Source organism: Paenibacillus solisilvae (genome assembly GCF_042656405.1).
Lineage (GTDB): Bacteria > Bacillota > Bacilli > Paenibacillales > Paenibacillaceae > Paenibacillus_Z > Paenibacillus_Z solisilvae.
The window spans coordinates 22,636-48,842 of sequence record NZ_JBHSOW010000114.1 but is presented as its reverse complement, the minus strand read 5'-3'; the positions used below and the strand labels follow the sequence as shown (position 1 = coordinate 48,842).

The window sequence follows — 26,207 nt, the reverse complement described above, 5'->3', positions numbered from 1 at the left end:
TTCCAATGCGCTCAACCTGCCTGCTCCCTGGGTAGGGTTAAAATTTCGCAGCCATTCTCCGTGACTGCAACAGTATGCTCAAAATGAGCGCACCATGAACCGTCTTCGGTAACAACCGTCCAATTATCCTCCAGCGTACGCACATACCGTTCACCGATATTGGCCATCGGCTCGATAGCCAAAGCCATACCAGGTTTAAGCAGAGGTCCGCGGTCAGGTAAGCCATAATTCGGAATTTCAGGAGCTTCATGGAGGTTTGCACCTATGCCATGACCTGAATAATCACGAACGACGGAGAAACCAGCAGCTTCAATCACTTGTTGAATGGCATGCGAGATGGTGAACAAACGAACATCCGGTTTCACTAAATCGAGTCCTGCATGCAGCGACTTTTCAGTTACAGCAAGCAGCCGCTTCGATTCTTCACTGATCTTGCCCACACCGTAGGTCCAAGCGGAGTCGCCATGGTAGCCTTCGAACTGTGCGCCAATATCAATGCTGATAATGTCACCATCATTCAGCTTTCGTGTTCCCGGAATGCCATGTACCAGCTCATTGTTTACAGAAGCACAAATGCTGGCAGGGAAATCGTATAAACCTTTAAAAGAAGGTGTTGCGCCCTGACTGCGAATGTACGATTCAGCGATCCCATCGAGTTCATCTGTAGTTATGCCTGAACGGATCGCTTCTTTCAACAATCGATGCGTTTCCGCAACGATGCGGCCAGCTTCTCTCATATATTGCAATTCCACTTCGGATTTGCAAATAATCATTCGGCTTGGCCTCTTAAGCAGTTTACGATATCCGCGGTTACTTCGTCGATCTCTTTTTCTCCATCTACTTCTCTAAGATTGCCTTTGCTTGAGTAATAATCAAGCAATGGAGCAGTCTTGGAAATGTATTCATCAAGACGAGTTCCGACTTTAGCTTCCGTATCGTCTGACCGCTGGTACAGCTCGCCGCCGCATTTATCACATACGTCTAATTGCTTAGGCGGGTTAAACATAACATGATATGTTGCACCGCAAGCCTTGCAAATGCGACGACCGGTCAGACGCGCAAGCAGCAATCCCCGGTCTACCTTTAAGTTGACAACATGATCGATGCTGCGTCCCATCTCAGTAAGCATTCCATCCAGTGCTTCGGCTTGTTGAAGTGTCCGTGGAAAACCATCAAGCAGGAAACCTTTATCGCAATCCTCAAGGAGCAGACGTTCACGAACAATGCCGTTCGTAATTTCATCCGGTACAAGAAGACCTTGATCAACGAATTCCTTTGCTTTCTGACCCAGCGGAGTACCTTGTTTCATTGCCAAGCGGAATGCATCACCGGTAGAGATATGAGGAATCCCGAAAGTTTCCACGATACGCTCGGCTTGCGTTCCTTTTCCAGCTCCTGGAGGACCCATGAATAAAATATTCATTAGCGTGTTCCTCGCTTTAAGCACAATAGGCTCGGCCGGGATCCCTCACATGGTAAGATGCGCGGAAGCCCGCTTGCGAACCTATCATTATTTATTGATAAACCCTTTGTAGTGGCGCTTGATCAGTTGAGTCTCTATTTGCTTCATCGTATCAAGTGCAACCCCAATAACGATTAGCAAAGAGGTACCACCAAGCTTAACGTCACGAGGTAAATCTGCGAGCGTGCCGAAGATTACTGGCAGGATCGAGATAACCGACAAGAATATCGCACCGCTTAGCGTAATCCTCGACATGACGCGCGTGATGTAGGAAGACGTTGGCTTGCCAGGACGAATGCCTGGAATATAGCCGCCGTTTTTCTTCATTTGATCAGCCATCTGCACCGGATTAATTTGCACAAAAGTGTAAAAGAATGTGAAAGCGATAATCAGCAATACGTACAAAGTCATGCCTAGTGGCTTGTCATAGTACATATGGTTTTGAACCCATGTTGCCCAGCTATGTGTGGACCAGAATTGCGCGATTGTAATCGGGAACATCAGAAGTGAGACCGCGAAGATGACCGGGATAACACCTGCTCCGTTTACTTTCAGCGGAATATGAGTTGATTGACCGCCATACATTTTCCGTCCTACAACACGTTTAGCGTATTGTACCGGAATTTTGCGAATACCTTGTTGAACAAATATTACGCCAACGATAATCGCAACGATAACAATCAGTATAACGATTACCTTAATGATGTTAAGGAATGTTGCATCTCCAGCATCAACGAATTCTTGCTGATAGATGGAGCGAATATGCTTTGGAATAGCAGCAACGATACCGGCAAAGATTAGAACGGAAATCCCGTTCCCAATGCCTTTCTCCGTGATTTGCTCACCGAGCCACATGAGGAAGGCCGTACCTGCCGTAAGAATTATCGCAATCATGAGATAATCCGTAAACGTTGCACCAGGAATCATATCATATTGATATGACCGGTTAAAGCCGATCGCAGTACCGAAACCTTGAACCAAGCCAAGAATAACTGTACCATAACGTGTGATTTGTGCAAGTTTGCGTTTACCATTTTCGCCTTCTTTTGCCCATTCAGCAAATTTCGGAATTACGTCCATCGACAATAGCTGTACGATGATTGATGACGTAATGTAAGGCATGATCCCGATCGCGAAAATCGAGAACTGGAACAATGCCCCACCTGAGAATGTGTTAAGCAAACCGAACAGATCAGAACCGGATTGATCTACTTGTGTAAAAACATCCTTATTGACACCAGGAACCGGGATGAATGAACCGATCCGGTAGACAAGCAAGATGAACAATGTGAACAAAATCCGCTTGCGAAGGTCTTCCACTTTCCAAATGTTGGACACGGTCTTGAACAATTAGATCACCTCGGTTTTACCGCCGGCAGCCTGGATTTTCTCTACCGCAGATTGAGAGAACTTGCTTGCTTTTACCGAAATCTGAACAGTAATTTCGCCAGTTCCCAAAATTTTAATGCCGCTTTGTGGGTTCTTAACGATACCTTGCTCGAGCAGCAGTTCAGGAGTTACCTCTGTACCTGCAGCGAAGCCGTTCAGTTGATCGATGTTCACAATCGCATACTCTTTGCGGAATGGATTGTTAAATCCGCGTTTAGGCAAGCGACGATACAACGGGTTTTGACCGCCTTCGAAGCCCGGACGAACACCACCGCCGGAGCGGCTGTTTTGACCTTTGTGACCGCGACCGGACGTTTTACCGTTGCCGCTACCGATACCGCGGCCAACGCGGAAGCCCTCTTTACGAGAACCCGGTGCTGGTTTGAGATCATGCAATTTCATCGTACGTTGCACCTCCTTAAAGTTTTGCGCCACTTCCTTGAGTAATTTGCAGTTAAGCAAAATCACCTTGGAAGTTTATGCTAGGTTTTGCGCCACTTCTTGATCGAGCTTCATAGATATAAAACTCGATTCAGAAGCAAGTGCCGATTTGTATTTCATTCGTCATGGCTGACGATTTACGCTTTTACTTCTTCTACTGATACCAAGTGGCTGACATGGTTAATCATGCCGCGGATAGCCGGGCTGTCGTTGTGGACAACCGATTGACGAATTTTGCGAAGACCAAGCGATGTAACAGTCGCACGCTGCTTCTCGTTACGACCAATTAGGCTGCGAACGAGGGTGATTTGCAATTTTGCCATCGTATTCTCCTCCTTAGCCCAAAAGCTCTTTTACTGTTTTTCCACGCAATTTGGCAACATCTTCTGCACGTTTCAGACGGGAAAGTCCTTCAAGTGTAGCATTAACCATATTCATGGAATTGGATGATCCAAGCGATTTCGTCAAGATATCGCCAACACCAGCAAGTTCAAGAACCGCACGAACAGGGCCGCCTGCAATAACTCCGGTACCTTCAGATGCCGGTTTAAGCAGTACGCGTCCTGCGCCGAAGTGTCCAAGCACTTGATGCGGAATCGTTGTTTTTACGAAAGGTACGTGGATCAGGTTTTTCTTAGCATCTTCGATGCCTTTACGGATCGCATCAGGAACTTCTCCTGCTTTACCGATCCCTGCGCCAACGTATCCTTTGCCGTCACCAACCACTACTAGAGCACTAAAGCTGAAACGGCGTCCGCCTTTTACAACTTTCGATACGCGGTTGATTTGGACTACTTTTTCAGTCAGTTCTAACGCATTCGGATCTATACGCAAGTCGTCTTACCTCCTTAAATAAGTATTATCAATTAGAATTCTAGACCAGCTTCGCGAGCTGCATCTGCTAGTGCTTGAATTCTTCCATGGTACAAGTAACCGCCACGATCAAAGACAACTTGCTCAACGCCTTTCGCTTTAGCGCGGTTTGCGATAAGTTCGCCAATTTTACGAGCCGCTTCGGTGTTACCACCGTTAGTGACTTGACCAGCGATTTCTTTATCGAGCGTAGACGCGGAAGCGACCGTTACGCCTAGAACATCATCAATCAGTTGTGCATAGATGTGTTTAGAAGAACGGAATACAGAGAGACGCGGACGCTGCGTTGTTCCGTTAATTTTCTTACGTACACGTAGGTGACGTTTTAAACGCGCTTTGTTCTTATCGCCTTTTGTAATCATTCGTTGTACACTCCTTCCTTATAAGGCTTATGATGCTATCCGATTAAGCAGCCAGGACGGCTTGCTTATTTCTTCTTACCAGCTTTACCTTCTTTACGAATAATACGCTCACCTTCGTACTTAATTCCTTTACCTTTATACGGCTCAGGCTCACGTACGGAACGAATTTTCGCAGCTGTAGCTCCAACCAATTCTTTGTCGATTCCACGAACAGTAATTTTAGTGTTTGAAGGAACTTCAAACTCAATACCGTTTTCCGGTGTGATTTCAACCGGATGGGAGTAACCAACGTTAAGAACGATTTTTTCGCCAGTTTTGTTTGCACGGTAACCAACGCCTACAAGCTCAAGGTTCTTAGCAAACCCTTCTGTAACACCACTCACCATATTAGCGATGACGCTACGAGTTGTACCGTGTAGGGAACGATGCAATTTATTGTCAGAAGGACGCTCTACTGTGATGACACTGTCCGCAACTACGATTTTCATATCCTTGTGCAGTTCACGGCTAAGTGTACCTTTAGGTCCTTTAACAGTAATGAAGCTGTTGTCCAAGTCGATGTTTACGCCACCTGGGACTTGGATCGGCTTACGGCCAATACGAGACATTGTTACACCTCCAATCGTTGTGACAGTTTATTACCAAACGTAGCAGACAACTTCTCCGCCGGATTTAACTTGACGTGCTTCTTTATCAGTCATGATGCCTTGGGAAGTCGAGATGATCGCCATTCCAAGTCCACCTAGTACGCGAGGAACTTCAGTGCTTTTCGTGTAAACGCGTAATCCCGGTTTGCTGATACGTTTCAGACCCGTAATAACACGTTCTTGGTTAGGGCCGTATTTCAAAAAGATACGGATAATCCCTTGTTTGTTATCTTCGATATACTCAGCATCACGGATGAAGCCCTCGCGTTTCAAAATTTCAGCGATTTGCTTCTTCACTTTCGAAGCCGGCATTTCCACGGTCTCATGACGCACAACGTTTGCATTGCGAATGCGTGTAAGCATATCTGCGATAGGATCAGACATAACCATTGTGTAAACCTCCTTCCTGAACTAGGCTGATTACCAGCTTGCTTTTTTAACGCCAGGTATCTGGCCTTTATGTGCTAATTCACGGAAACAAATCCGGCAAATTTTAAACTTTTGCAAAACGGAATGCGGACGGCCGCAACGTTCGCAGCGTGTGTAAGCCTGCACTTTGAATTTAGGTGTACGTTGCTGCTTAACCTTCATCGAAGTTTTTGCCACTTGGTGTTACACCTCCTGTGGATTACTTCGTAAACGGCATGCCCAATTGGGTCAGCAGTTCACGAGCTTCTTCGTCCGTTTTTGCCGTCGTGACGATAACGACGTCCATACCACGCACTTTGTCTACTTTGTCATACTCGATCTCCGGGAAGATCAATTGTTCTTTCAAACCGAGCGTATAGTTGCCACGACCGTCAAATGCTTTGTTCGATACGCCGCGGAAGTCACGTACGCGTGGAAGAGTAACATTCAACAATTTATCAAGGAAGTAGTACATACGCTCACCGCGCAGTGTTACTTTAACCCCGATTGGCATATTTTCGCGAAGTTTGAAACCAGCAATTGATTTCTTGGAACGAGTGACAACTGGTTTTTGACCAGAGATCAGACGCATGTCTTCTACTGCAACATCGAGAACCTTGGAATTGGAAACAGCTTCACCAACACCCATGTTGATAACGATTTTCTCGATTTTCGGCACTTGCATGACGGTTGAGTAGTTAAACTTCTGCATGAGAGCCGGTGTGATTTCATTCAGGAAACGATCTTTCATTCTTACTGCCATGTAACCTATACCTCCTTTCCAATTCGGTCAATTAATCGATTACTTCGCCGGATTTTTTAGCGATCCGAACTTTTTTACCGTTATCAAGCACTTTGTATCCAATGCGAGTTACTTTACCGCTTTTCGGATCAATGTGCATAACGTTCGAAACGTGAATGGCCGCTTCTTGTTCGATAATACCGCCCTGTGGGTTAGCTTGTGATGGACGAGTATGTTTCTTAACCATATTGACGCCTTCGATAAGAACGCGGTTTTGACGTGGATAAGCTGCGATGACGCGGCCTTTTTTACCTTTGTCTTTACCGGTGATTACGATAACGGAGTCGTCTTTTTTCACGTGCATTTTATTGTTGTGGGACTCTAATATTTTTTTCAACCGTGGCATGAGTTACACCTCCTGCGTTCATGCGCGCTTTGCGCAAGTTGTTTAGATAACTTCCGGAGCAAGCGATACGATTTTCATAAAGTCACGATCGCGAAGTTCGCGAGCAACTGGTCCGAAGATACGTGTGCCGCGCGGGCTCTTGTCTTCTTTAACAATAACTGCTGCATTCTCATCAAATGCAATGTATGAACCGTCTTTACGGCGAACCGCACGTTTCGTACGAACGATAACCGCTTTTACTACATCACCCTTTTTGACAACGCCACCGGGTGTTGCTTGTTTTACGGAGCAGACGATCAAATCACCGATGTGGCCAACACGACGTCCTGTACCACCCAGCACACGAATGCACATAAGTTCTTTCGCGCCGGAGTTGTCAGCGACGGCCAAACGCGTAAATGGTTGAATCATTTCAACGTCCTCCTTTCGAGAAAATGCTTATCGAAAGCAATTTTACAAGATAACAGCTACTTCAACGATTTCAACAAGGCGGAACCGTTTGTCTTTCGAAAGCGGACGAGTTTCCATAACTTTGACGACATCGCCAATCTTAGCTTGGTTATTCTCATCATGCGCTTTAAATTTTTTCGTATATTTGATGCGTTTATGGTACAGATCATGTTTTTTGTATGTTTCAACAGCAACAACGATCGTTTTATCCATTTTGTCGCTTACGACTTTACCGACTTGAACTTTGCGGGCATTACGTTCGCTCATGTTCTTCCTCCTTCCTTACAATAAAACAATTCGTATCCCAACCCGGATCTTAACAATTAGCTGCTAATTCCAAGTTCTCTTTCGCGAAGAATCGTTTTGGCGCGAGCGATATCCTTACGCACATCACGGATGCGAGTAGGGTTCTCCAGTTGGCCTGTAGCCAATTGAAAACGAAGGTTAAAAAGCTCTTCTTTAAATCCAGCGACTTTCTGTTCAAGCTCAACAGAAGTCAGGTTGCGGAATTCATTAGCTTTCATTTGCTTCACCACCCACTTCTTCGCGTTTCACGAACTTCGTTTTAATTGGGAGTTTATGTGCTGCAAGACGCATTGCTTCGCGAGCGATCTCTTCAGATACACCTGCAAGCTCGAACATAATTTTGCCCGGTTTTACGACTGCAACCCATTTCTCAACGTTACCTTTACCGCTACCCATACGTACTTCAAGAGGCTTTTGGGTAATTGGTTTCGAAGGGAAGATTTTGATCCATACTTTACCGCCACGTTTGATGTAGCGAGTCATAGCGATACGAGCCGCTTCGATCTGACGGTTTGTGATCCATGACGGTTCTAGTGCTTGCAAACCGAATTCACCAAAGGTAACATCAGTGCCGCCTTTTGCGCGACCTTTCATGTGACCGCGTTGTTGTTTACGATGTTTGACACGTTTTGGTACCAACATGATTAGTTGCCTCCTTCCTGGGGAGCAGCTTTCTTCTTCGTTGGAAGGATTTCGCCGCGATAGATCCATACTTTTACGCCTATACGGCCGTATGTTGTTGCTGCTTCAGCTGTGCCATAATCGATATCAGCACGAAGTGTATGAAGCGGAACTGTACCTTCGCTGTAACCTTCCTGACGAGCAATTTCGGCACCGCCAAGACGACCGCTGACCGAAGTTTTGATACCTTTAGCACCTGAACGAATCGTACGTTGAATCGATTGTTTCATTGCACGACGGAACGAGATACGGCGCTCAAGTTGTTGAGCAATGCTTTCTGCGACCAAGACTGCATCAAGTTCTGGATGTTTGATTTCTGCGATGTTGATATGAACTTTTTTACCTTTAGCGATTTTCGAAAGAGCAGCGCGAAGGTTTTCAACTTCGGAACCACCTTTACCGATAACCATACCAGGTTTAGCCGTGTTAATTGTAACGTTAACGCGGTTAGCAGCACGTTCAATTTCAAAACGAGAAACAGCTGCATCTTTCAGCTTGTTTTTAAGGAACTCACGAATTTTAACATCTTCTATGAGCAATTCGCCAAAATCTTTACCTGCGAACCATTTGGATTCCCAATCGCGGATAACACCAATTCGAAATCCGACGGGATTTACCTTTTGTCCCACACGTTTTCCCTCCTTATTTTTCGGATACCACCAAAGTAATGTGGCTGGTTCTTTTGTTAATCCGGCTAGCACGACCCATTGCCCGCGGACGGAAACGTTTCATTGTTGGACCTTGGTTTACGAATACTTGTGTAATCACCAATTTATTAACGTCCAATTGGTAGTTGTGCTCCGCATTAGCAATAGCAGAATTCAAAAGCTTCTCCACGATAGGGGAAGCCGATTTCGGCGTATGACGCAAAATCGCGATTGCTTCGCCTACTTGCTTGCCGCGAATTAAATCGACAACCAGCTGCGCTTTACGAGGTGCAATGCGCACGTGGTTAGCGAACGCTTTAGCTTGTTGCATGGATGAACCTCCTTTCAATCACTGTGACAATATTATTTGTTTCACCGATTAACGACGACCTGTTTTCTTGTCGTCACTACCGTGACCTTTGTACGAACGAGTCGGTGCAAACTCACCGAGCTTGTGGCCAACCATATCTTCCGTCACATAAACCGGTACATGTTTACGTCCATCATAGACTGCAAGCGTATGACCGATGAATTGCGGGAAAATTGTCGAACGGCGGGACCAAGTTTTAATAACAACTTTTTTCTCCGCTTGGTTCAGCACTTCAACCTTTTTAAGCAGGTAACCGTCAATAAACGGACCTTTCTTCAAACTGCGACCCATGGATGTTCCTCCCTTCACGCTAACGTTACGCGACGCAGCGCGTCATGTAGGTGGCGCTCATGCGCCTATTACTTCGTACGTCCACGAACAATATATTGGCTTGATGCTTTTTTCTTTTTGCGCGTTTTGAAACCAAGTGTTGGTTTGCCCCATGGGGACATAGGCGATTTGCGTCCGATTGGAGCACGGCCTTCACCACCACCGTGTGGGTGATCGTTCGGGTTCATAACAACACCACGTACTTCAGGGCGTTTGCCCATCCAACGGGAACGACCGGCTTTACCAATGCTGATAAGCTCATGATCTTCGTTACCAACTGAACCGATTGTCGCGCGGCATTTTTTCAGAATACGACGCACTTCACCTGACGTCAAGCGAATTGTAACGTAATTCTCTTCTTTACCAAGAAGTTGTGCAGAAGTACCAGCAGAACGAACCAATTGCCCGCCTTTACCAGGCTTCAATTCGATATTGTGGATAACCGTACCTACAGGAATGTTCTCAAGCGGCATTGCATTACCCACTTTGATATCCGATCCTGCTCCGGAAACGACTTTATCCCCAACTTTAAGTCCTTTTGGTGCGATGATGTAAGCTTTCTCGCCATCCACATAGTGGATAAGTGCGATGTTGGATGTACGGTTCGGATCATACTCGATCGTAGCTACATTACCAACGATTCCGTCTTTATTCCGTTTGAAGTCGATGATCCGGTATTTACGTTTATGTCCACCACCGTGATGACGAACCGTAATTTTACCTTGATTGTTGCGGCCGGCTTTTTTGAAAAGCGGCGCAAGAAGCGATTTCTCCGGAGTACTTGTCGTAATCTCTTCAAATGTAGAGACAGACATGTTACGTCTAGCTGGAGAAGTCGGTTTATACTTCTTGATCGGCACTTCGATTCCCTCCTTAACTTTTATCTATCTGTCTATTAGACAATCCGAGCTCATAAGCTCAGATGATTTTAGACTGATTCGAAAAATTCAAGTTCATTGCTGTCAGCGCTTAGTTGAACATACGCTTTTTTCCACTCAGATGTATATCCGCTATGTTTACCGTAGCGTTTAGGCTTGGCAGGCATACGAAGCGTATTTACACTTGTAACTTTAACTTTAAAAATTTGTTGAATAGCGAGTTTGATTTCCGTTTTGTTAGCACGCATATCGACTTCAAATACATATTTCTTGTTAGCCATGAAGTCACTCGTTTGTTCCGTAATGATGGGGCGCTTGATAATATCGCGAGGATTTTTCATTACGCAAGCACCTCCTGTACTTTTTCAATCGCTTCTTTAGTGATGATTAGCTTGTCATGTTTCATGACGTCCAGAACATTAATGCCATCCGCTGCAACGAACTTGATACCAGGAATATTACGAGCAGACAATGCTACGTTATCTTCGTAGGATGCTGTTACAACAAGTGCTTTACGAGCCACTTTCAGGTTGTTCAGGATTGCTGTGAATTCTTTTGTCTTCGGTTGCGCGAACGCCAGTTGATCAAGCACGATCAGATCGTTGTCAATCACCTTGGAAGACAAAGCGGATTTAATTGCCAAGCGACGAACTTTCTTAGGCAATTTGAAGCTATAGCTGCGTGGTGTCGGTCCAAATACAGTACCGCCGCCAACCCATTGCGGGGAGCGAATGCTACCTTGACGAGCGCGACCTGTTCCTTTTTGTTTCCAAGGCTTACGTCCGCCGCCGCGTACTTCAGAGCGACCTTTAGTTTTGTGCGTTCCTCTGCGTTCAGAAGCTTGTTGAAGCAGAACTGCACTATGCAACACATGAACGTTAGGTTGGATACCGAAAATCGTTTCCGATAGTTCAACTTCACCAACTTGCGAGCCGTTCACGCTTAAAAGTGCTACTTTCGGCATTTCTTGTTCCTCCTTTCTTATAGACGGTTATTTCTTCACCGTGGATTTAACTTTTACAAAGCTATTTTTAGGACCCGGTACGGAGCCTTTAATGAGCAATACATTGCGTTCTGCATCAACACGTACGATCTCAAGGTTTTGAATCGTAACTGTTTCATGTCCCATGTGTCCTGGAAGGTGTTTGCCTTTCGGTACACGGTTCGCTTGGATAGAACCCATCGAACCTGGTCCACGGTGATAACGCGATCCGTGAGCCATTGGTCCACGGCTTTGGTTCCAACGTTTAATGTTACCTTGGAAACCTTTACCTTTGGATGTTGATGTTACGTCAACGAACTCGCCTTGTGCAAAATGATCAGCCTTCAAAAGTTGGCCAACTTCATATTCGCCAAGTGTAATACCGCGAAATTCACGAACGTAGCGCTTAGGAGCCGTTTCAGCCTTCTTTGCATGGCCGATTTCTGGCTTAGTTGCTCTTTTTTCTTTCTTGTCGGAGAAACCAATTTGAACAGCTTCATAGCCATCGTTTTCTTGGTCCTTCTTTTGCAAAACAACACAAGGTCCTGCTTCGATAACCGTTACCGGAATAACGTTGCCTTCTGCAGTAAACACTTGAGTCATTCCAAGTTTTTTCCCTAAGATACCTTTCATGTTGACACCTCATTTCCTTTCCATTTTCCGTTATGCTTTACAGTTTAATTTCGATATCTACACCGGATGGCAGATCCAAGCGCATCAATGCATCAACCGTTTGCGGCGTTGGGTTTACAATGTCGATCAAGCGCTTGTGTGTGCGCATTTCGAATTGTTCCCTTGAATCTTTGTACTTGTGTACCGCACGCAGAATAGTGATGATTTGCTTCTCAGTTGGAAGCGGAATCGGCCCAGAAACACCTGCACCGGAACGTTTAGCAGTTTCTACAATCTTCTCTGCTGACTGGTCCAAAATTCTGTGATCGTACGCTTTCAAACGAATACGAATTTTTTGCTTAGCCATATAAGTCCCTCCTTCTATCGCCCAATTTAGTATCGGACATACTCCGCAAGAAAACCCGACACGCTCCTCATGGCAAAGGAGCCGTGTGTGTCGGCAACCTCTTGCATCATCGCAACGTCACAGACCAACGCTCACTATTATATCTGAATTGGCGGGCGAATGCAACAACAATATTGGGCTTCATTGAAAGCATCGTTTCTAACACGATTCCACTTCCTCATTGCACTTACCGCCAAATCAAATACAGCTGCTATGTTTGAATAACGAAGTCTCTTATCAAAACTCATCTATCATCACATGTATAGTAGATCGTTCCGAGAAAGTTATCCACATTGTGTGAACCAGGAATGAATTGTGGATAATTTGATTTGTGTTACCCGAGGATGCCGTTCTTGGGAGAACTGTCTTTACTATTATTATAGAAGAAACAATATTATTCAAACCTCAAAATATAGAAATAAATAAAAGCCCTCACCGGAGTGAGGGCTCTGAGTGATGGCTTGCGCCGCCATTCATAATTATTTTTGGATGGATGCTACTGCTCCAGCGCCAACAGTACGTCCGCCTTCGCGGATAGCGAAGCGAGTACCTTCTTCGATAGCGATCGGGTTGATCAGCTCAACTGTAACTGTGATGTTATCACCAGGCATAACCATTTCAGTACCTTCAGGCAGGCTGATGATACCAGTTACGTCAGTTGTACGGAAGTAGAACTGTGGACGGTAACCTGTGAAGAAAGGTTTGTGACGTCCGCCCTCTTCTTTAGTCAGAACGTAGATTTGAGCTGTGAAGTTCGTGTGCGGTTTAACCGAACCTGGCTTAGCAAGAACTTGGCCGCGCTCGATATCTTTACGATCCACACCACGAAGCAATGCGCCGATGTTGTCGCCTGCTTGAGCGGAATCAAGCAATTTACGGAACATCTCAACACCCGTACAAACGGATTTGCGAGTTTCTTCAGCGATACCAACGATTTCAACCTCGTCGCCGACTTTAACTACGCCACGCTCAACACGTCCGGTAGCAACTGTACCACGACCTGTAATTGTGAAAACATCCTCAACTGGCATAAGGAATGGTTTTTCAGTATCACGTTGTGGAGTTGGGATGTAAGTGTCAACTTGCTCGAACAACTCAATGATTTTGTCAGCCCAAGGACCATCTGGGTTGGACAAAGCTTCACGAGCAGCTCCGCGGATGATTGGAGTGTCGTCACCTGGGAACTCATATTCGCTAAGAAGGTCGCGAACTTCCATCTCAACGAGTTCAAGCAACTCTTCGTCTTCAACCATATCGCATTTGTTAAGGAATACTACGATGTAAGGTACGCCTACTTGACGGGAGAGCAAGATGTGCTCACGTGTTTGTGGCATAGGACCGTCTGCAGCGGATACAACGAGAATCGCGCCATCCATTTGTGCAGCACCAGTGATCATGTTTTTAACATAGTCAGCATGGCCTGGGCAGTCAACGTGTGCATAGTGACGGTTAGGAGTTTCGTATTCAACGTGAGCTGTGGAGATTGTGATACCACGCTCGCGCTCTTCTGGAGCTTTATCGATTTGGTCGAATGCTACAGCAGCACCACCATAACGTTTGGAAAGTACAGTTGTGATAGCAGCAGTCAAAGTTGTTTTACCATGATCGACGTGACCGATAGTACCGATATTAACGTGCGGTTTGTTACGTTCAAATTTTGCCTTAGCCATTGAACTAATTCCTCCTTAATATATAGAAATCTATGTGGTAGGCCGAATGGGCAAGCATCAAGGCTTTCCGTCATTCGACCGGTTTACAACTTATGCGTAACAAGTTGTTAAAACGTTCCTATTAGGAATCGCCTTTTGATTTTGCAATGATTTCTTCCGAAATCGATTTTGGTACTTCATCATAGTGTGAAAGCTCCATGGAGAATACACCGCGGCCCTGCGTACCAGAACGTAGAGTTGTTGAATATCCAAACATCTCGGAAAGAGGTACCTTAGCACGGATGATTTGTGCACCAGCACGGGAATCCATACCTTCAATACGACCACGACGGGAGTTCAACATACCCATTACATCACCCATGTACTCTTCAGGAACCGTTACTTCAACCTTCATGATAGGCTCAAGCAGTACGGGATGACATTTATCCTTCGCTGCTTTAAGTGCCATCGATCCAGCAATTTTGAACGCCATCTCCGAGGAGTCAACGTCATGGTAAGATCCGTCAACGACAACTGCTTTGATGTCAACAAGCGGGAAACCTGCAATAACACCATTCTTCATTGACTCTTCGATACCTGCTTGAATTGGAGCAATAAATTCCCGTGGAATGGATCCACCGACAGTTTTATTCTCGAATATAAAGCCTGTACCTGCTTCTTGAGGCGAGAATTCAACCCAGCAATGTCCGAATTGACCACGACCACCAGACTGACGAACGAATTTTCCTTCGACTTTCGCAGGCGTACGGAACGTTTCACGATAAGCTACTTGAGGCTTACCAACGTTTGTTTCGACTTTGAATTCGCGAAGCATACGGTCAACGAGGATCTCAAGGTGAAGCTCACCCATACCTGAAATAATCGTTTGGTTTGTTTCTTCGTCCGTATGCGCTCGGAACGTAGGATCTTCTTCAGCAAGTTTGGAAATCGCGATTCCAAGTTTATCTTGATCGGCTTTTGTTTTCGGCTCAATAGCAACCGAAATTACCGGATCAGGGAAGTTCATGGATTCGAGAATTACCGGTTCTTTCTCATCGCAAAGCGTATCGCCTGTTATTGTATCTTTAAGACCAACTGCAGCAGCGATATCTCCGGAGTAAACGATAGCAATTTCTTGACGAGCGTTAGCATGCATTTGGAGAATACGACCGATACGTTCGCGTTTACCCTTAGTAGAGTTTAGCACGTACGAACCTGATTGCAGTACACCAGAGTACACACGGAAGAACGTCAACTTACCAACATATGGATCCGTCATGATTTTGAATGCTAGTGCCGCGAACGGCTGATCGTCTGCTGATTTACGAACCGTTTCTGTTCCATCTTCAAGAGTACCCTTGATATCTGGAACATCAATCGGAGCTGGCAGGTAATCTACTACAGCATCAAGCATCATTTGAACGCCTTTGTTACGGTATGATGAACCACAAATAACTGGGAAGATCTTAACGTCACAGACACCTTTACGCAATACTGCTTTGATCTCTGGAACTGTAATTTCTTCACCCTCGAGGTATTTCATTGTGAGCTCTTCATCAAGCTCAGCAACTTTCTCGATAAGTTCTAAGCGGAGTTCTTCAACTTGCTCTTTGTATTCTTCAGGAATTTCAACTTTTTCCGGTTCTTTACCGAGATCGTCTTTATATTTGTAAGCAACTCGCTCAAGCAAGTCGATTACGCCTAAAAAGTCATTCTCAGCACCGATCGGCAGTTGAATTGCAACAGCGTTAGCTTGTAGACGTGTGCGCATGTCTTTGATAACATTCAAAAAGTCTGCGCCGATGATGTCCATTTTGTTAACGTATGCGATCCGTGGAACGTTGTAACGGTCAGCTTGACGCCAAACCGTTTCGGATTGTGGCTCTACGCCTTCTTTAGCACTGAAAACCCCAACAGCCCCGTCCAATACACGCAGGGAACGTTCAACTTCAACCGTGAAGTCAACGTGCCCCGGGGTGTCGATAATATTAATGCGGTGACCATCCCATTGAGCTGTCGTAGCCGCGGAAGTAATCGTAATTCCGCGCTCTTGTTCCTGCTCCATCCAGTCCATCGTTGCTGCACCTTCATGCACTTCACCGATCTTGTGGGTACGGCCTGTGTAGAACAGGATCCGCTCTGTCGTGGTCGTTTTACCAGCATCAATATGCGCCATGATCCCGATATTACGAGTATTTTTCAAGGAGAACTCTCTTGCCATAATCTCGTCTCCTTTCGATTAAGCGAATTCTACCAACGATAGTGAGCGAATGCTTTATTCGCTTCAGCCATTTTATGCGTATCTTCGCGTTTTTTAACAGATGAACCAGTGTTATTGGATGCGTCGATAATCTCAGCAGCCAAACGCTCTTCCATCGTTTTCTCACCGCGGTTACGTGAGTAATTCACGAGCCAACGGAGACCAAGCGCCGTGCGACGTTCAGGTTTAACTTCGATCGGTACTTGATAGTTCGAACCACCGACACGACGTGCCTTAACTTCGAGCACTGGCATAATGTTCTTAATTGCTACTTCAAAAACTTCCATCGGATCTTTGCCTGTACGTTCGTTGATTAGCTTGAACGCATCATACAAAATTGTTGCTGCTACACCGCGTTTACCGTCGACCATGATACGGTTGATCAAACGAGTAACGAGTTTGCTGCTGTACATCGGATCTGGCAAAACATCACGTTTTGTTACTGGACCTTTGCGTGGCATGAGGAAGTCCCCCTTTCTTCATATTCATTTCGTTTAGGATAACACGAACTGCTTGCAGTTATGTCTTATTTCTTAACTTTAGGACGTTTAGTACCGTATTTGGAACGTGCTTGCTTACGGTTGTTCACACCTGCAGTATCAAGCGCACCGCGAACGATATGGTAACGTACACCCGGAAGATCTTTAACCCGGCCTCCGCGAACCAATACCACGCTATGCTCTTGCAAGTTGTGACCGATACCTCCGATATAAGCTGTAACCTCTACGCGGTTAGTTAAACGAACACGCGCATATTTCCGCAAAGCGGAGTTAGGTTTCTTCGGCGTCATCGTGCCTACACGAGTACAAACACCGCGTTTTTGAGGCGCGCTAAGGTTTGTTTCCTCACGTTTCAATGCGTTAAATCCTCTTTGCAGCGCTGGCGATTTCGATTTAACGACTTTCGCTTCACGGCCTTTACGGACTAACTGGTTAATAGTTGGCATGTTGCCACCCCCTTCCCACATTAATAAACCTTTCAAGCGATACTGGCTATTTAAGCCCACAGATCCAGGCGGTTCATAAAGAAACAAATGAAAGTTCTTACCGCATCCTTCTCTCGGTAAAAACGATATTTCCTTATTCTTTTTCCGGTATTACCACCGCCGCCATCGCAGCCCCGACTTCAATTCCACAAGTTTCCCCAAGAATCTTCATCGTTTCAACCCAAGAGATTGGAACGTTCGCCGCTTCGCATAGTCGGACAATGTTGTCCTTCAATCGCGGATCTGTATCTTGTGCAACATAGACTTCAGTGGCTTTGCCTTGCTCTACCATCTTCGTCGTCTGTTTACTACCGATAACAAACTGCATGCAATCCCATCCTTCTAAACCAAGTCAAAACTCAATCTTTTAAGTAGATAAAAGTTCTGAAAGGACCAGTGCAGGGGCTTTGCAATTAGGCACACTTCGACATATTAGCATCTAGCTTACTGTTATGTCAAGCTGCTTTATACATAATGATGATGCAGATTTTGTAAACCTATATTCGCATGACGGCGCAAAGAGCGATTGGGTCCGGTCTGCAAAGGCAGATCGTATCCGTTCGCTCTTTGCGGCATGCAACTATAGAGTTACAGTACCACTACTATATTCTATTCAACCGTAACGGTTTCTGCTTCTTGTTGTTCCTCTGCCTGAACGGCATAATCGTCCATCCCTGCGCCTGAAAGTCTAATGCCCCGGTAACGCTGCATTCCCGTACCAGCCGGGATGAGCTTACCGATGATAACATTTTCTTTCAGTCCGAGCAATTGGTCAACTTTACCTTTAATTGCTGCGTCGGTGAGGACACGAGTTGTCTCCTGGAATGACGCGGCTGACAAGAAGGAATCTGTCTCAAGAGATGCTTTCGTAATACCAAGCAATACAGGTTTTGCGACAGCAGGCTCTTTACCAGAGAGGATAGCCTCACGGTTATTCGCCTCGTATTCATGAATGTCTACAAACGCACCCGGCAGCAGCGGTGTTTCACCAGCTTCAACGATACGGATTTTACGAAGCATCTGTTTGATCATAACTTCGATATGCTTATCGTTGATTTCTACCCCTTGGTTACGGTAAACACGCTGAACCTCTTGCAGGATATAGTTCTGTACGCCGCGGATACCTTTAATGCGAAGCATATCTTTCGGATCGATAGAACCGTCTGTCAGCTCATCGCCGGCTTCGATCTGCTTGCCTTTGGTAACACGAATACGGGAACCATAGGTGACTGCATAGACTTTCGATTCCGCTTCACCCTGCACTTCTATTTCACGGCGATCCTTCGTTTCACGGATGTCTTTAATAACACCGTCGAGTTCGGAAATGATCGCTTGGCCTTTAGGATTACGCGCCTCGAAAAGCTCTTGAATACGCGGCAAACCTTGTGTAATATCGTCTCCCGCCACACCGCCGGTATGGAACGTACGCATTGTAAGCTGCGTTCCTGGCTCACCGATGGATTGTGCGGCAATGATACCAACCGCTTCACCGATTTCAACGAACTTACCAGTCGCAAGGTTCCGTCCATAACAAATCTTACAAACCCCGTGACGCGCACGGCAGCTAAGAACAGAACGAATTTGCAGTTTCTCTACACCGGCTTCGATTACTTCTTCCGCTTTGTTTGAGTCGATAAGCTGGTTGCGGTGAAGAATGATTTCGCCAGTTTGCGGATTGCGGACCGTTTCAAAGGAGTAGCGTCCCTCAATACGGTCATAGAGATCCTCAATAACCTCTTTACCGTCTTGAATTTTGCTAACTGTAAATCCTTTGTCTGTACCGCAATCGTCTTCACGAACGATAACATCTTGTGCAACGTCAACAAGTCGACGAGTCAAGTAACCGGAATCCGCTGTACGAAGCGCCGTATCGGCAAGACCTTTACGAGCACCATGCGTCGAGATAAAGTACTCGAGAACGGTCAGACCTTCACGGAAATTCGATTTGATTGGCAACTCGATGATCCGACCCGATGGATTCGCCATCAGACCACGCATACCGCCAAGCTGTGTAATTTGTGATTTGTTACCCCGTGCTTTGGAATCAACCATGAGCATGATGGAGTTGTAACGATCCATCGATTTCATGAGGATATCCGTAATGGCATCTTTGGTTTTACCCCAGATATCAATAACGCGGTCATAACGCTCTTCGTTCGTAATCAAACCTCTGCGGTATTGATTGGAAACGACTTTGACCTTGTCTTCAGACTCCTTCAGAATGTCAACTTTCTCCGGCGGAACGATAACGTCTGAAACCGCGATTGTGATACCCGCACGTGTGGAGTAAGTGAATCCGAGTTGTTTGATCTTATCGAGCATAATCGAAGTCTTCGTTGTGTGGTATTGACGGAAGCATTCCGCGATCACAAGACCGAGGTACTCTTTACCAACACCGCCCATTTGAGGTACTTCGTTCATAAACTTAATAAGGTCTGCACCTTTTTCGTACACGAAATATTTATCCGGTGTTCCTTGCAGCAGGTTAACTTTAGTAGGCTCATTGATATAAGGGAAATCCTCAGGGAAAATCTCATTGAAAATAACTTTACCAACCGTAGTTGAGATCAGCGATTTTTGTTGAGCTTCCGTAAAGAGAACCTTATTCAACACTTTAACTGGCATGAAAATCCGCGCATGCAGGGATACGATACCACGTTGGTACGCAGAAATCGCTTCATTAACGGAAGCAAATACAGATCCGCTGCCCTTGGCTTCTTTATTATCCATTGTTAAGTAGAAGCTTCCTAGAACCATATCCTGTGAAGGTGTAACGACCGGTTTACCGTCTTTCGGGTTCAAAATGTTACCCGATGCCAGCATAAGAAGTCTTGCTTCCGCTTGTGCTTCAGCAGACAATGGTACGTGAACAGCCATTTGGTCACCGTCGAAATCCGCGTTATAAGCGGTACATACGAGCGGATGCAGTTTGATTGCGCGTCCCTCTACGAGAATCGGCTCAAATGCTTGGATACCCAATCTGTGAAGGGTCGGGGCACGGTTCAGAAGAACCGGATGCTCCTTAATGACTTCTTCAAGGACATCCCAAACCTCTGGACTTACGCGTTCAACTTTGCGTTTTGCGCTCTTAATGTTATGCGCCAAGCCTTTATTAACAAGCTCTTTCATGACGAAAGGCTTGAAAAGCTCAAGCGCCATTTCTTTAGGAAGACCGCATTGATACATTTTGAGACTAGGCCCTACAACGATAACGGAACGGCCAGAGTAGTCAACCCGTTTACCTAGTAGGTTCTGACGGAAACGTCCCTGCTTACCTTTCAGCATATGACTGAGGGATTTAAGCGGACGGTTACCCGGACCTGTTACCGGACGTCCACGACGGCCGTTATCGATCAGCGCATCAACCGCTTCTTGAAGCATCCGTTTCTCGTTCTGCACGATAATATCAGGTGCACCGAGATCCAAAAGACGTTTTAGACGGTTGTTACGATTAATAACACGACGATACAGATCATTAAGGTCAGAAGTTGCAAAACGGCCACCGTCGAGCTGTACCATTGGGCGCAGTTCAGGCGGGATAACCGGAAGCACATCAAGAATCATCCATTCCGGCATATTGCCAGAGTTACGGAATGCTTCAATGACTTCAAGACGTTTAATGGCACGATTACGACGCTGTCCTTGAGCTGTGCGAAGGTCTTCCTTCAACGTCTCAAGTTCACGTTCTACATCGATGTCCTGTAAAAGTTTCTTAACCGCCTCAGCACCCATGCCAGCATGGAACCCATAACCGTATTTCTCACGGTAGCTGCGGTATTCCTTCTCGGATAACAGCTGCTTTTTCTCAAGCGGCGTATCCCCTGGATCAGTTACAACATAAGATGCAAAGTAAATAATCTCTTCCAACGAACGCGGTGACATATCCAGTGCAAGCCCCATACGACTTGGAATCCCTTTGAAGTACCAAATATGTGATACAGGAGCAGCAAGCTCAATGTGCCCCATCCGTTCGCGACGGACTTTAGCACGAGTTACTTCAACGCCGCAACGATCACAGACAACGCCCTTGTAACGAACGCGTTTATACTTGCCGCAATGGCACTCCCAATCTTTCGTTGGTCCGAAGATCTTCTCACAGAAGAGGCCTTCTTTTTCCGGTTTCAACGTTCTATAGTTGATCGTTTCCGGCTTCTTCACTTCTCCACGGGACCAAGAGCGGATTTTATCCGGAGATGCCAATCCAATCTTCATATACTCGAAGTTGTTCACGTCCAACAAGGAGCAACCCTCCTTCGTTATGGTTCACTTATGTTTACGTACCGTACATGCCATTCCATGCCGGACTGCAGAACCTAGGCTCTGCAGTCCGGCATGGGCTCCGTCCGTGAAGGCGGATTGGCGATCTATCTTGTCTTACATCCTTACAACCGTTATTCGACGCCTACCTCGGTTCCTTCAAGGTTTAGATTGAGCTTATCGCTAGCTCCATCATCCTCGTCGTCGATTTCTTTCATTTCAATCTCTTCTTCGTTCTCGGTTAAGATTTTAACATCCATACCTAAGCTCTGGAGTTCTTTGATCAAAACCTTAAACGATTCCGGTACGCCTGGTTCCGGGACATTCTCGCCCTTAACGATAGACTCATAGGTTTTGACACGTCCGACGACATCATCGGATTTAACAGTCAAAATCTCCTGCAGCGTATAAGCCGCACCATAAGCCTCAAGCGCCCAAACCTCCATCTCCCCGAAACGCTGTCCACCGAACTGCGCTTTACCACCCAGCGGCTGCTGAGTAACAAGTGAGTAAGGACCTGTGGAACGGGCATGGATTTTATCATCAACCATGTGAGCCAGTTTAATCATGTACATGACGCCGACTGTAACTTCACGCTCGAACTCTTCACCAGAGCGGCCATCGTAGAGAACAGTCTTACCGTTACGCTGCATGCCTGCTTCTTCCATGGAGTTAAACACGTCATGCTCACGCGCTCCGTCGAATACCGGTGTCGCTGCATGAATACCTAGGTGTTTACATGCCATACCAAGGTGGACTTCAAGCACTTGACCGATGTTCATCCGTGAAGGAACCCCCAGCGGGTTTAGAACAACCTCTACCGGCGTACCATCAGGAAGGAACGGCATGTCTTCCTCCGGAAGAATACGAGCGATAACCCCTTTGTTACCGTGACGACCAGCCATTTTATCTCCCTCGGAGATTTTACGTTTCTGCGCGATGTACGCACGAACGAGCTGGTTAACGCCTGGCGGCAGTTCATCGCCGTTCTCACGGGTAAATACTTTAACGTCAACGACAATACCGTCTGTACCATGCGGCACTCGAAGGCTTGTATCGCGAACTTCGCGAGCTTTCTCACCGAAGATAGCATGAAGCAAACGTTCTTCAGCCGTCAGCTCCGTAACACCCTTAGGCGTTACCTTACCAACTAGAATGTCTCCAGCACTAATCTCAGCACCTACACGGATAATTCCGCGCTCATCCAAGTTGCGAAGCGCTTCTTCCCCGACATTCGGGATATCGCGAGTAATTTCTTCAGGCCCAAGCTTCGTATCACGAGCTTCGGATTCATATTCTTCAATATGAATAGAAGTATATACATCTTCTTTAACGAGCTTCTCACTTAGAAGAATGGCATCCTCGTAGTTGTAGCCTTCCCATGTCATAAACGCAACTACTACGTTACGTCCAAGAGCTAGTTCGCCCATTTCAGTGGAAGGGCCATCTGCAAGAATATCGCCTTTCTTCACGATATCGCCTTTACGGCAAAGCGGACGTTGGTTGATGCATGTACCTTGGTTAGAACGCATAAATTTATGCAGTTTCTGTTTGACAAGGTCTCCTGTAACCGGCTTGCCATCAACTAACTCAACGCGGCGAAGCCAAATCTCGTTAGCTGAAACACGCTCGATAATTCCATCGTATTTGGCAACAATACATACACCTGAGTCTTTCGCAGACTTATGCTCCATGCCTGTACCGACAAGTGGAGCCTTCGGTATAAGGAGAGGGACAGCCTGCCGCTGCATGTTGGAACCCATCAATGCGCGGTTAGAGTCATCGTTCTCGAGGAACGGAATGAGAGCCGTCGCAACCGATACAACCTGTTTCGGTGAAACGTCCATGTAGTCTACACGCTCTGTCGGCATCGTCAAGATGTTATCCGCTTGTTTGTTGTAACGAACGATAACTGCATCTTCAACGAATGTACCATCATCATTCAGCTTCGCATTCGCTTGTGCGATGACGTAATTGTCTTCTTCATCCGCAGTCAAATATGCAATTTGTTCCGTTACGATCGCTGTCTTCGGATCTACCCAACGGTATGGAGCTTCAATGAAACCATATTCGTTAATACGGGCAAACGTGGACAAGGAGTTGATCAACCCAATGTTCGGTCCCTCTGGCGTCTCAATCGGGCACATACGGCCGTAGTGAGAGTTATGAACGTCACGTACCTCAAAGCCCGCGCGCTCACGCGTCAAACCGCCGGGTCCGAGTGCGGATAAACGGCGTTTATGCGTCAGCTCAGCTAGCGGATTCGTTTGATCCATAAATTGCGAAAGCTGGGATGAACCAAAGAACTCTTTTATGGACGCGATTACCGGCCTGATATTAATCAACGCCTGCGGTGTAATGGCATTGGCATCCTGAATGGACATACGCTCACGAACAACACGTTCCATCCGGGATAAACCAATACGGAACTGGTTTTGCAGCAATTCGCCAACGGAGCGCAAACGACGGTTACCAAGATGGTCAATGTCATCCGTGCTTCCCACACCATGCAGCAGATCAATAAAGTAATTGATCGACGAGATGATGTCAGCAGGGGTAATATGCTTAACCCCTTTATCTATAATTCCATTAGCAATGACTTTAATAACTTTAGCTTCATCCAGCGGAGAGAATACGCTGATCGTTTGGAGTGGAATACTATCGGCATCAAGAACACCGTTAGCAACGTGGTAAGTTTTGAAGCCTACGTTATTCTCCAAATGAGGGATAAGCTCATCAAGAAGTCGACGATCAATCATTTGACCTGCTTCAGCAAGGATTTCTCCTGTGGAAGGATCGATCAGCGTTTCTGCAAGCCTCTGATTGAACAACCGGTTCTTGATATGAAGCTTCTTATTGATTTTGTAACGTCCGACATTCGCTAGGTCATAGCGTTTTGGATCAAAGAAACGTGCGACCAGCAAGCTCTTTGCATTATCCAATGTCGGCGGCTCACCCGGACGAAGACGTTCGTAAATCTCAATGAGCGCTTTCTCCGTGGAATCCGTGTTGTCTTTATCGAGTGTATTGCGAATATATTCGTCATGACCAAGCAAATCTAGAATCTCAGCATCTGTACCAAAGCCGAGCGCACGAAGAAGAACCGTCACCGGGATTTTACGTGTGCGGTCAATCCGGACATAAATGATGTCCTTCGCATCGGTTTCAAGCTCCAGCCAAGCGCCGCGGTTCGGAATTACTGTAGCCGTATAATTTTTCTTGCCGTTTTTGTCCACTTTCGTGCTAAAGTAGACGCTAGGTGAGCGAACCAATTGGCTTACAATAACCCGTTCCGCACCATTAATAATAAAGGTGCCTGTTTCGGTCATCAGCGGAAAATCGCCCATGAACACTTCTTGCTCTTTCACTTCGCCGGTTTCCTTATTGATGAGCCGAACTTTAACGCGCAGCGGTGCTGCATAGGTTACGTCGCGCTCTTTCGATTCATCGACCGAATACTTCGGCTCACCGAGCGAATAATCGATGAACTCAAGCATCAAATTACCTGTAAAATCCTGAATCGGCGAGATATCTTGGAAAAGCTCTAATAAATCTTTCTCCAAAAATTTCTCGTACGATTTTTGTTGGATTTCAATCAGGTTCGGAACTTCAAGCACCTCGCGGATGCGGGCATAGCTTCTACGCATGCGTCGCCCATACTGAACAAGTTGTCCTGCCAACTTAACCTCACCCCTCATGTCTGCTTCACAGAAAGTGAACAAAGATCTTGTATTCACAAAATCAGAATGTGCAGCAGGCAAATTCTGATCCAATAAAGAAAAGCCCTTATCGATAACTCGAAAAAAGAGCATGTTTCTGTCAATCGCACCTCTGCGGTCTATCAACCGCAAAAGTCCCCTACCAAATAATTTTGCCCAAAACGTAAACATTATACGTCAAACCCGCTAATTCTATTCCTAAAAATAATTGTTATTTTTAGGGCTTTAAAATAGCGCTTGACATTTTAGTCGACTAAAGACATTGAGCCCATTTTAATGCTGACATTTTATAATGATACCACATCGATGTTGTCAAGTCAACAAATTAATAAGGCTTTTCCTTTTCTTCCTTTTTTGCCCGGAAAATGCGATATCCCTTGTCTTTCGTTACTTCTTCCACTTTTGCAAATAACGATTCAAGTTTCGCTAAAGCCGACGGAGCTCCCTGCTTCTTCTGTATAACCACCCACATCGAACCACCAGGTCTCAGCAGTTTCTCACCGTCCTCGAAGATCCGATGCACAACCTCCTTACCCGCGCGAATGGGCGGATTGGTGATGATTACATCAAACTTCAAATCGGATACGCGTTCGAACAGATCGCTTTGCAGAACCGAAACATTGGAAACGCCATTAAGCTTCGCATTCTCTAAAGCCAGTTCGATAGCTCGTTCATTAATATCAATCATGGTCACATGACCTTTTGAAGCAAGCATAGCCGCTGTAATACCGATCGGTCCATATCCACAGCCAACATCAAGTACTTGTGCAGCATCATCTAAATCCAATGCTTCAATTAATACGCGGCTGCCAAAATCAATGCCTGTTTTGGAAAAAACGCCAGAATCCGTGTTAAATCGCATTTTATGACCACGCAATGTGGTCTCCAGCTGCTGTTTTTCACTCTTTACACTAGGCTTCTGTGTGTAGTAATGGTCCGACATCA

The 26,207-nt window shown here is 46.0% G+C and carries 32 protein-coding genes; all 32 read right to left on the bottom strand.

The window, feature by feature from the left end:
* Window positions 1–11 precede the first annotated feature (11 nt).
* Complete coding sequence (map, locus tag ACFPYJ_RS28835; RefSeq protein ID WP_379191697.1) at window positions 12–773, bottom strand: type I methionyl aminopeptidase; 762 nt, start codon at window positions 771–773, stop codon at window positions 12–14.
* Entirely contained in the window at window positions 770–1,423 is a 654-nt protein-coding gene (locus ACFPYJ_RS28830) for an adenylate kinase (RefSeq protein WP_379191696.1), read from the bottom strand. Before ACFPYJ_RS28830 ends, map begins: the two co-directional genes overlap by 4 nt.
* A gap of 87 nt (window positions 1,424–1,510) precedes the next feature.
* Complete coding sequence (gene secY / locus ACFPYJ_RS28825; protein WP_379191695.1) at window positions 1,511–2,812, bottom strand: preprotein translocase subunit SecY; 1,302 nt, start codon at window positions 2,810–2,812, stop codon at window positions 1,511–1,513.
* A complete protein-coding gene (gene rplO, locus ACFPYJ_RS28820) occupies window positions 2,813–3,253 on the bottom strand; it encodes a 50S ribosomal protein L15 (protein ID WP_379191694.1) in 441 nt (146 codons plus the stop codon).
* 176 nt (window positions 3,254–3,429) lie between these two features.
* A complete protein-coding gene (gene rpmD / locus ACFPYJ_RS28815) occupies window positions 3,430–3,615 on the bottom strand; it encodes a 50S ribosomal protein L30 (RefSeq protein WP_379191693.1) in 186 nt (61 codons plus the stop codon).
* Window positions 3,616–3,628: 13 nt separating this feature from the next.
* Window positions 3,629–4,126 carry a 30S ribosomal protein S5 gene (gene rpsE / locus ACFPYJ_RS28810; protein WP_379191692.1) on the bottom strand — a complete coding sequence of 166 codons (498 nt, stop codon included), beginning with the start codon at window positions 4,124–4,126 and terminating at the stop codon, window positions 3,629–3,631.
* 32 nt (window positions 4,127–4,158) lie between these two features.
* Window positions 4,159–4,527 carry a 50S ribosomal protein L18 gene (rplR, locus tag ACFPYJ_RS28805; protein ID WP_379191691.1) on the bottom strand — a complete coding sequence of 123 codons (369 nt, stop codon included), beginning with the start codon at window positions 4,525–4,527 and terminating at the stop codon, window positions 4,159–4,161.
* A gap of 65 nt (window positions 4,528–4,592) precedes the next feature.
* On the bottom strand, window positions 4,593–5,135 hold the full coding sequence (rplF, locus tag ACFPYJ_RS28800) for a 50S ribosomal protein L6 (RefSeq protein WP_379191690.1): 543 nt from the start codon (window positions 5,133–5,135) through the stop codon (window positions 4,593–4,595).
* A 30-nt stretch (window positions 5,136–5,165) separates the two neighbouring features.
* Window positions 5,166–5,564 carry a 30S ribosomal protein S8 gene (rpsH, locus tag ACFPYJ_RS28795; RefSeq protein ID WP_125663921.1) on the bottom strand — a complete coding sequence of 133 codons (399 nt, stop codon included), beginning with the start codon at window positions 5,562–5,564 and terminating at the stop codon, window positions 5,166–5,168.
* A gap of 30 nt (window positions 5,565–5,594) precedes the next feature.
* A complete protein-coding gene (locus ACFPYJ_RS28790) occupies window positions 5,595–5,780 on the bottom strand; it encodes a type Z 30S ribosomal protein S14 (protein WP_115995323.1) in 186 nt (61 codons plus the stop codon).
* A 22-nt stretch (window positions 5,781–5,802) separates the two neighbouring features.
* Window positions 5,803–6,345, bottom strand: a complete 543-nt coding sequence (gene rplE / locus ACFPYJ_RS28785; protein WP_379191689.1) for a 50S ribosomal protein L5 — start codon at window positions 6,343–6,345, stop codon at window positions 5,803–5,805.
* 31 nt (window positions 6,346–6,376) lie between these two features.
* Complete coding sequence (rplX, locus tag ACFPYJ_RS28780) at window positions 6,377–6,730, bottom strand: 50S ribosomal protein L24 (protein WP_379191688.1); 354 nt, start codon at window positions 6,728–6,730, stop codon at window positions 6,377–6,379.
* Between the two features lie 42 nt (window positions 6,731–6,772).
* Window positions 6,773–7,141 carry a 50S ribosomal protein L14 gene (gene rplN / locus ACFPYJ_RS28775; RefSeq protein WP_090583243.1) on the bottom strand — a complete coding sequence of 123 codons (369 nt, stop codon included), beginning with the start codon at window positions 7,139–7,141 and terminating at the stop codon, window positions 6,773–6,775.
* A 42-nt stretch (window positions 7,142–7,183) separates the two neighbouring features.
* A complete protein-coding gene (rpsQ, locus tag ACFPYJ_RS28770) occupies window positions 7,184–7,447 on the bottom strand; it encodes a 30S ribosomal protein S17 (RefSeq protein WP_379191687.1) in 264 nt (87 codons plus the stop codon).
* Between the two features lie 56 nt (window positions 7,448–7,503).
* Window positions 7,504–7,704 (bottom strand): 50S ribosomal protein L29, encoded by a 201-nt coding sequence (gene rpmC, locus ACFPYJ_RS28765; RefSeq protein WP_379191686.1) that lies wholly within the window; start codon window positions 7,702–7,704, stop codon window positions 7,504–7,506.
* A complete protein-coding gene (rplP, locus tag ACFPYJ_RS28760; RefSeq protein WP_379191685.1) occupies window positions 7,694–8,128 on the bottom strand; it encodes a 50S ribosomal protein L16 in 435 nt (144 codons plus the stop codon). The genes rpmC and rplP overlap by 11 nt, the downstream gene beginning before the upstream one ends.
* A gap of 2 nt (window positions 8,129–8,130) precedes the next feature.
* Window positions 8,131–8,796 carry a 30S ribosomal protein S3 gene (gene rpsC / locus ACFPYJ_RS28755; protein ID WP_379191684.1) on the bottom strand — a complete coding sequence of 222 codons (666 nt, stop codon included), beginning with the start codon at window positions 8,794–8,796 and terminating at the stop codon, window positions 8,131–8,133.
* A gap of 13 nt (window positions 8,797–8,809) precedes the next feature.
* Window positions 8,810–9,145 carry a 50S ribosomal protein L22 gene (gene rplV, locus ACFPYJ_RS28750; protein WP_090986326.1) on the bottom strand — a complete coding sequence of 112 codons (336 nt, stop codon included), beginning with the start codon at window positions 9,143–9,145 and terminating at the stop codon, window positions 8,810–8,812.
* Window positions 9,146–9,193: 48 nt separating this feature from the next.
* Window positions 9,194–9,475 (bottom strand): 30S ribosomal protein S19, encoded by a 282-nt coding sequence (rpsS, locus tag ACFPYJ_RS28745; RefSeq protein WP_379191683.1) that lies wholly within the window; start codon window positions 9,473–9,475, stop codon window positions 9,194–9,196.
* Window positions 9,476–9,543: 68 nt separating this feature from the next.
* Window positions 9,544–10,374, bottom strand: a complete 831-nt coding sequence (gene rplB / locus ACFPYJ_RS28740; protein WP_379191682.1) for a 50S ribosomal protein L2 — start codon at window positions 10,372–10,374, stop codon at window positions 9,544–9,546.
* Window positions 10,375–10,442: 68 nt separating this feature from the next.
* Complete coding sequence (rplW, locus tag ACFPYJ_RS28735; RefSeq protein ID WP_379191681.1) at window positions 10,443–10,733, bottom strand: 50S ribosomal protein L23; 291 nt, start codon at window positions 10,731–10,733, stop codon at window positions 10,443–10,445.
* A complete protein-coding gene (gene rplD, locus ACFPYJ_RS28730; protein WP_379191680.1) occupies window positions 10,733–11,356 on the bottom strand; it encodes a 50S ribosomal protein L4 in 624 nt (207 codons plus the stop codon). The genes rplW and rplD overlap by 1 nt, the downstream gene beginning before the upstream one ends.
* 27 nt (window positions 11,357–11,383) lie before the next feature.
* Window positions 11,384–12,007 (bottom strand): 50S ribosomal protein L3, encoded by a 624-nt coding sequence (gene rplC, locus ACFPYJ_RS28725; protein WP_379191679.1) that lies wholly within the window; start codon window positions 12,005–12,007, stop codon window positions 11,384–11,386.
* Window positions 12,008–12,044: 37 nt separating this feature from the next.
* Window positions 12,045–12,353 carry a 30S ribosomal protein S10 gene (gene rpsJ / locus ACFPYJ_RS28720; protein WP_005544556.1) on the bottom strand — a complete coding sequence of 103 codons (309 nt, stop codon included), beginning with the start codon at window positions 12,351–12,353 and terminating at the stop codon, window positions 12,045–12,047.
* Between the two features lie 518 nt (window positions 12,354–12,871).
* A complete protein-coding gene (tuf, locus tag ACFPYJ_RS28715; protein WP_379191678.1) occupies window positions 12,872–14,062 on the bottom strand; it encodes an elongation factor Tu in 1,191 nt (396 codons plus the stop codon).
* Window positions 14,063–14,183: 121 nt separating this feature from the next.
* A complete protein-coding gene (fusA, locus tag ACFPYJ_RS28710; protein ID WP_379191677.1) occupies window positions 14,184–16,262 on the bottom strand; it encodes an elongation factor G in 2,079 nt (692 codons plus the stop codon).
* A 29-nt stretch (window positions 16,263–16,291) separates the two neighbouring features.
* Window positions 16,292–16,762, bottom strand: coding sequence for a 30S ribosomal protein S7 (rpsG, locus tag ACFPYJ_RS28705; protein WP_161705072.1), 471 nt, complete (start codon window positions 16,760–16,762; stop codon window positions 16,292–16,294).
* A gap of 65 nt (window positions 16,763–16,827) precedes the next feature.
* Window positions 16,828–17,247 (bottom strand): 30S ribosomal protein S12, encoded by a 420-nt coding sequence (gene rpsL / locus ACFPYJ_RS28700; protein WP_125663892.1) that lies wholly within the window; start codon window positions 17,245–17,247, stop codon window positions 16,828–16,830.
* A 133-nt stretch (window positions 17,248–17,380) separates the two neighbouring features.
* Entirely contained in the window at window positions 17,381–17,614 is a 234-nt protein-coding gene (locus tag ACFPYJ_RS28695) for a ribosomal L7Ae/L30e/S12e/Gadd45 family protein (protein ID WP_379191676.1), read from the bottom strand.
* Window positions 17,615–17,895: 281 nt separating this feature from the next.
* A complete protein-coding gene (rpoC, locus tag ACFPYJ_RS28690; RefSeq protein ID WP_465263372.1) occupies window positions 17,896–21,498 on the bottom strand; it encodes a DNA-directed RNA polymerase subunit beta' in 3,603 nt (1,200 codons plus the stop codon).
* 179 nt (window positions 21,499–21,677) lie between these two features.
* Complete coding sequence (rpoB, locus tag ACFPYJ_RS28685) at window positions 21,678–25,241, bottom strand: DNA-directed RNA polymerase subunit beta (RefSeq protein ID WP_379191718.1); 3,564 nt, start codon at window positions 25,239–25,241, stop codon at window positions 21,678–21,680.
* A gap of 346 nt (window positions 25,242–25,587) precedes the next feature.
* Window positions 25,588–26,205, bottom strand: a complete 618-nt coding sequence (locus ACFPYJ_RS28680) for a class I SAM-dependent methyltransferase (RefSeq protein WP_379191674.1) — start codon at window positions 26,203–26,205, stop codon at window positions 25,588–25,590.
* Between the last annotated feature and the right edge of the window lie 2 nt (window positions 26,206–26,207).